The following is a 5,937-nucleotide window of genomic DNA, read 5'->3' as shown; positions in this document are numbered from 1 at the left end:
ACTCGGAGGCAAACCCCCGATCAGCCGAGTGTCACCAACCTGATGGCCGAGTACATCTAGCCGCTTGTGCCCGCGACCAGGACAGAGCACCATATCCCCGAGTAGATCGCACCCCCATCTCCCTACGACCGGACGAGAGAAGCCGGCATGACTACCCCGACGCGGCCGCGCGGACGCCGCCCGGGTCGAAGCGACACCCAAGGCACCATCCGCGCCGCGGCGAACACGTTGTTCCTCCGCGACGGCTACGAGAAGGTCAGCCTGCGTGCGGTCGCCCGGGAAGCAGAGGTCGATCCGGCGCTCGTGCACCACTATTTCGCCTCGAAGGCGGCCCTGTTCCTGCTGGCCCTGACCGGGGCCACCTGGGAGGTGGAGCGCGACGTCACCTCCGTCCTGGACGGGCCCACCGAGGGGGTGGGCCGACGGGCAGTACGACTGCTGCTGGAGCATCAGGGGCCGACGGCCCCCGCCCCTTTGGAGAACCTGATGGACGGTCCCAACGGGGATGGAGCGGCCCGCGCGCGGGCCGCGATCGAGATGGTGGCACGTGAGGTGTTCTTCCCGGTGGCCACCCACTTCGGGCACGTCGACGCGACGCTGCGGGCGCAACTCGCCGCCAGCGCCCTCGTCGGGGTGCAGTTGGGGCGCCGCACGTCGCGGCCACACGCCACCAGCCAGGCGCTCTTGGGCCCGTTGGCGCGAACGCTGCAGTACTACCTCGTCGATCCCTGGTGAGTGAGACCCTCCGGTGCCGCCCGACGGACCCGGGCCGCGTGGAAGGCTCGCCCGCCTAGACTGGCCAGCATGTCGACCCAGCCCGCAGCGCCGCCATCCGTCCCGGCGCCCGACCTCGGGATGCCGATCGCCGAGGCCCGTGCGACTCCGGAGCCCCGACTCCACCCCGTGACCGGTGAACCGCGTCGGCCGTGGTCGATCTGGGCGTGCGTCGTCCTGGCCTACCTCGCTGTCACGGTGCTGGTCATCGGCTTGCTGGTGGCCTTCTGGGTGAGCAAGACGGTGGAGACGTTCGCGCAGGCCGCCTGGCTGAACGGCGTCGTCGCGACGGAGCCCGGTTCCCTGGTGCGGATCGGCATGGTGGCCGCCTTGTTCGCGGTCGCAGTCGCGGTGGGTGCCGGCGGCATCATCGTGGGCTACTACGGCTGGAAGGGGTACGGCTGGGCCCGGATCGCTGGGCTCGTCGCCGTCGGCGTGGGCCTGCTGACCTTGCTGGGCAACGCTTGGATGATCGGCAGCCTGGTGCCGCTCGCGTTGGCCGCGGGCACCCTCTGGCTGCCTGACTCCCGGGCCTACTGCGACGCCTGGCAGGCCCGGCGCCATCCCACGCCCGCCCCGGTGCCCGACCGGGGGCCGATCCACTACGGCCCACTGCCCCGCTACCTCGCATGAGCACCACGTTGCTGTCCGCCCTGGGCCGCATTCTGGGCGACACGATCCGCGCTGGCCTGCATGCCTGGACGCGCGACACGACGACGTCATCGGCGAAGACCCGGCGGACGCCGTCCCCCACCGCTCGGGACACGCGCCCGACGGGTGAGGCGTTTCCCCGCTACCCGGGCGACTACCCGGGCATGCCGCAGGTCAGCTATTCCCCGGTGCCGGGCAAGAATCCCGACCCCGGGGAGGTGGTGTGGACGTGGGTGCCCTACGAGGAGGACCACAGCCGCGGTAAGGACCGCCCGGTGCTCCTGATCGGGCGCGACGGCGCCTGGCTGCTGGCCTTGCAGATGACGAGCGTCGACCATGACCGGGACGCAGCCCAGGAGGCCCGCGCAGGCAGGTTCTGGGTGGACATCGGCTCAGGGGCCTGGGATCAACAGGGGCGACGCAGCGAGGTGCGCGTCAATCGGGTGCTGCGCGTCGATCCGGGGCGAGTCCGGCGCGTGTCCGTCTCGGTCAGCCAGGAGACGTTCGACGCGGTGGTGCGCGAGATGCGCCGCCGGCTGTCCTGATGCCAGGGCGGCACGTTCCTAGAGGGCTGCCTTGCCCAGCCGCCAGTATCCGGTGAAGACAATCCTGTTCTTCGGCACGCCGGCGTTCACCAGGTGTCGTCGCCCTTCGGCGGGAAGCGCCTGTTCGCCGGCCAGGTAGGCCACCAGCGTCCCGGGGTCGTCGATCGGTACCCCCTGCAGCGCCGCCAGCGCCGCGGAACCCGGCCGGGCACCGTCGTCGCGGGCGATCCAGCGCACCTCGACGCCGTCGGGCGCCTCGTGCTGCTGTGCGTCGTCGGCGTCGATGACCTCCAGCACGGCGACGCCGCGGGCGTCTCGTGGTAGGTCGCGCAGGATGCCCAGGATCGCGGGCAGCGCAGATTCGTCGCCGGCGAACAGGTGGGCGCCCGCCGATGGGAGCGGATCGAAGCCGCGGCCTTGATCCAGGAGCATGACGCGTTCGCCCGGCTGCGCCCGTGTCGCCCAGGGGCCCGCCTCCCCGAGGTCGCCGTGCGTCACGAAGTCGATGTCCACTTCGCCCGCGTCGGGGCGGAACGCCCGCACCGTGTAGCTGCGCACGACCGGGCGGGTCGCTGCCGGGGAGTTCAGCAGGAACTTCACGTAACTGGCCACGCCGAACTGTTCGGGGACCGCAGAGAAGTCCGTGTCGCCGGACGAACGGGGCAGGAACAGCCGGAACCACTGGTCATAACCGTGGTGGGGCAGCCGGGTCAGGTCATCTCCGGCGACGGTGACCCGCATCATGTGCGGGGTGACCCGCTCGGTCCGGAGAACCTCCGCCCGGTAGAGACCACGTTCACGCCGCGCGTCCTTGAAGGCCATGCCCACTCCCTCTCGAAATAACTAAGCCAAGCCTAACCTAAATCACGTGGCCAGCGCGCAGCGTGCAGCACCCGGGTGAGAACGGGTGCGGTAAAGTCGCCGCCATGACTGTGCCTCGTGGACTCCTTATCGGGCTGCGCTGATCTTCAGCGGATGCGCCCCGCACGCGCGAGGGCTGCGTCGCATCAGCGTGGCCGCCCCCACCGCCCGTCGTTCGGGCGAGTGCGACAGGAATCGTGGACGTCAGATGGCACCGCATGGTCCGTGCGGGCAGACAAGGAACAGGATCAATGAGCAACTCCGACGCGTCCAGCCCCTCCCCCGCCGCGCAACCGGCCAGCGAGGTGCCAGCCCAGCGCTACACCGCCGCGCTGGCCGAGCAGATCGAGACGGCGTGGCAGCAGCGGTGGGCGGACGAGGGCACCTTCCGCACCCCCGATCCCGACCCGGGCGTCGATGCGGCGACCGCGAAGAAGTTCTACCTGCTGGACATGTTCCCCTACCCCTCGGGCAAGGGGCTGCACGTCGGGCACCCGCTGGGCTACATCGCCACAGACGCGGTCGGCCGCTTCAAGCGCATGACCGGCCACCATGTCCTGCACGCCCTCTCCTATGACGCGTTCGGCCTGCCCGCCGAGCAGTACGCGGTGCAGACGGGTCAGCACCCTCGGATCACCACCGATGAGAACATCGCGACCATGCGCCGCCAGTTGCGTCGCATGGGGTTGGCGCACGACGAGCAGCGCTCCTTCGCGACGACCGACGCCGGTTTCGTCCGGTGGACGCAGTGGATCTTCCTGCAGATCTTCAACTCCTGGTTCGACCCCGAGGCGACGGCGCCGGACGGATCGCAGGGTTCGGCACGCCCGATCGAGACCCTGATCGCCCAGTTCGCCGACGGGTCGCGCGCGCTCCCCGAACCGTTCACCGGCCGCGCCTGGACGCAACTGAGCGCCGCCGAGGTCGAGCAGGTGCTGGGTGAGTTCCGGCTGGCGTTCGTCGCGGACGTCCCCGTCAACTGGGCCCCGGGGCTAGGCACGGTTCTGGCCAACGAAGAGGTCACCGCGGACGGGCGTTCCGAGCGCGGCAACAAGCCGGTGTTCAAGCGGAACCTGCGCCAGTGGATGATGCGGATCACCTCCTATGCCGACCGTCTGGTCGCCGACCTGGACCGGCTGGATTGGCCGGACAAGGTCAAGAGCATGCAGCGCAACTGGATCGGCCGCTCCGAGGGCGCGCACGTCGACTTCCCGGTCGTGGGCCTCAACGAGACGCTGACGGTGTTCACGACGCGCCCCGACACCTTGTTCGGCGCGACCTACATGGTCCTGGCCCCCGAGCACGCCATCGTGGACGAGCTGGTCGCCGCCTCGCCGTCCTGGGGCACGGGCGTCCCCGCGGCCTGGACGGGCGGTGCCGCGACCCCGGCCGAAGCGGTCGCCCACTACCGGGCCACGGCCGCCGCGAAGACCGCCGAGGAGCGTCAGGCCGACGCGGGCGCCAAGACGGGCGTCTTCACCGGCGGTTACGCCACGAACCCCGTGAACGGGGATCGGCTGCCCATCTTCATCGCCGACTATGTCCTGATGGGATACGGCACGGGCGCGATCATGGCCGTGCCGTCCGGCGATCAGCGCGACTTCGACTTCGCGACCGCCTACGAGCTGCCGGTGGTCGCCACCGTCGAGGCGCCCGAAGGCCACGAGGGCGCTTACTCCGGAGACGGCGTCGTCATCAACTCCGCCAACGCCGAGATCAGCCTGAACGGGCTGGGTATCGCCGACGCGAAGGCCGTCATCTCCACCTGGCTGGAGGAGAAGGGGGCGGGGCGGGCCACCACCACGTATCGGCTGCGGGACTGGCTGTTCTCCCGCCAGCGCTACTGGGGCGAACCGTTCCCGGTCGTCTACGACACGACCGACGGCCGCGTCATCCCCGTCCCGGATGCGCTGCTGCCCGTCGAACTGCCTCCGGTGGCGAACTTCGAACCGAAGGTGTATGCCGACGACGACGCCGAGTCGAACCCCGAGTCGCCGCTGTCGCGCGCGCAGGACTGGGTCGAGGTCACGCTGGATCTGGGCGAGGGGCCCAAGACGTACCGACGCGACACCAACACCATGCCCAACTGGGCGGGTTCGTGCTGGTACGAGCTGCGCTACCTGGATCCCGAGGACGCCTCCTATGCCGTCGATCCGGCGATCGAGCAGTACTGGATGGGGCCGCGCAAGCAGTCCGACGGGACGCTGACCACCGGGGGCGCCGACCTGTACGTGGGCGGCGTGGAGCATGCCGTGCTGCACCTGCTGTACTCCCGGTTCTGGCACAAGGTGCTGTTCGACCTGGGGCATGTCTCCTCGGTGGAGCCCTTCCACAAGCTGTTCAACCAGGGCTACGTGCAGGCCCACGCCTACACCGACGACCGCGGCGTTTACGTGCCCGCCGAGGAGGTCGTGGAGCAGGCCGGGGAGGACGGCGAGCCGTTCTGGACCCACGAGGGCACGCGCGTCCACCGCGAGTACGGGAAGATGGGCAAGTCGCTGAAGAACATGGTGACCCCCGACGAGATGTATGCCACCTATGGCGCGGACACCTTCCGGGTGTACGAGATGAGCATGGGCCCCTTGGACTTGTCGCGTCCCTGGGACACCCGCGCCGTGGTGGGCTCCCAGCGGTTCCTGCAGCGGCTGTGGCGCAACATCGTCGACGAGCACACCGGCGAGGTGACGGTCACGGACGCGGCCCCCGACGCCGAGACGGCACGCCTGCTGGCGCGCACGATCGTCGACGTGACCGCCGAGATGGAGCAGATGCGGCTGAACACCGCGATCGCGAAGCTGATCATGCTGAACAACCATCTGACCGGCCTGGAGTCGGTGCCCCGCGAGGCCGCTGAGGCGCTGGTCTTGATGATCGCTCCGGTCGCCCCGCACATCGCCGAGGAGCTGTGGTCGCGGTTGGGGCACACCGACTCGGTGACGTACGCGCCGTTCCCGCAGGTGAGCGACGCCTCCCTGCTGGTCGAGGAGACCGTCACCTGCGTCGTGCAGGTCGCCGGAAAGGTCCGCGACCGGCTCGAGGTCTCCCCCGCCATCTCCGACGCCGACCTGGAGGCCGCCGCCCTGGCCGCCCCCGGCGTCGAGCGCAC

General features: G+C 70.1%; 5 protein-coding genes. 4 read left to right on the top strand and 1 reads right to left on the bottom strand.

Going from position 1 to position 5,937, the window contains the following annotated elements; genetic code table 11:
- Nucleotides 1-147: 147 nt before the first annotated feature.
- From V7E09_RS13950 to V7E09_RS13940, 3 genes are all read left to right on the top strand, one after another.
- The gene (locus V7E09_RS13950; RefSeq protein ID WP_324512396.1) at nt 148-735 is read left to right on the top strand and encodes a TetR/AcrR family transcriptional regulator; all 588 of its coding nucleotides are present in this window, start codon (nt 148-150) and stop codon (nt 733-735) included.
- Nucleotides 736-804: 69 nt separating this feature from the next.
- Nucleotides 805-1,407, top strand: a complete 603-nt coding sequence (locus V7E09_RS13945; RefSeq protein ID WP_324512395.1) for a hypothetical protein — start codon at nt 805-807, stop codon at nt 1,405-1,407.
- A complete protein-coding gene (locus V7E09_RS13940; RefSeq protein WP_324512394.1) occupies nt 1,404-1,970 on the top strand; it encodes a type II toxin-antitoxin system PemK/MazF family toxin in 567 nt (188 codons plus the stop codon). Before V7E09_RS13945 ends, V7E09_RS13940 begins: the two co-directional genes overlap by 4 nt.
- A gap of 18 nt (nt 1,971-1,988) precedes the next feature.
- Here the strand turns inward: V7E09_RS13940 and V7E09_RS13935 are convergent, their stop codons facing one another.
- Nucleotides 1,989-2,792 carry a siderophore-interacting protein gene (locus V7E09_RS13935; protein WP_324512393.1) on the bottom strand — a complete coding sequence of 268 codons (804 nt, stop codon included), beginning with the start codon at nt 2,790-2,792 and terminating at the stop codon, nt 1,989-1,991.
- A 290-nt stretch (nt 2,793-3,082) separates the two neighbouring features.
- Here V7E09_RS13935 and leuS point away from each other — a divergent pair.
- Nucleotides 3,083-5,937: leucine--tRNA ligase (gene leuS, locus V7E09_RS13930; protein ID WP_324523572.1), on the top strand; the 2,855-nt coding region annotated here is incomplete at its 3' end.

Origin of the sequence: Propioniciclava sp., assembly GCF_036744435.1 — a bacterium.
Lineage (GTDB): Bacteria > Actinomycetota > Actinomycetes > Propionibacteriales > Propionibacteriaceae > Propioniciclava.
This window is presented reverse-complemented; position numbering and strand designations above follow the sequence as displayed.

Coding starts and splice junctions, on each gene's coding strand:
- V7E09_RS13950 (WP_324512396.1), top strand. CDS start 148: ATGACTACCCCGACGCGGCCGCGCGGACGCCGCCCGGGTCGAAGCGAC.
- V7E09_RS13945 (WP_324512395.1), top strand. CDS start 805: ATGTCGACCCAGCCCGCAGCGCCGCCATCCGTCCCGGCGCCCGACCTC.
- V7E09_RS13940 (WP_324512394.1), top strand. CDS start 1,404: ATGAGCACCACGTTGCTGTCCGCCCTGGGCCGCATTCTGGGCGACACG.
- V7E09_RS13935 (WP_324512393.1), bottom strand. CDS start 2,792: ATGGCCTTCAAGGACGCGCGGCGTGAACGTGGTCTCTACCGGGCGGAG.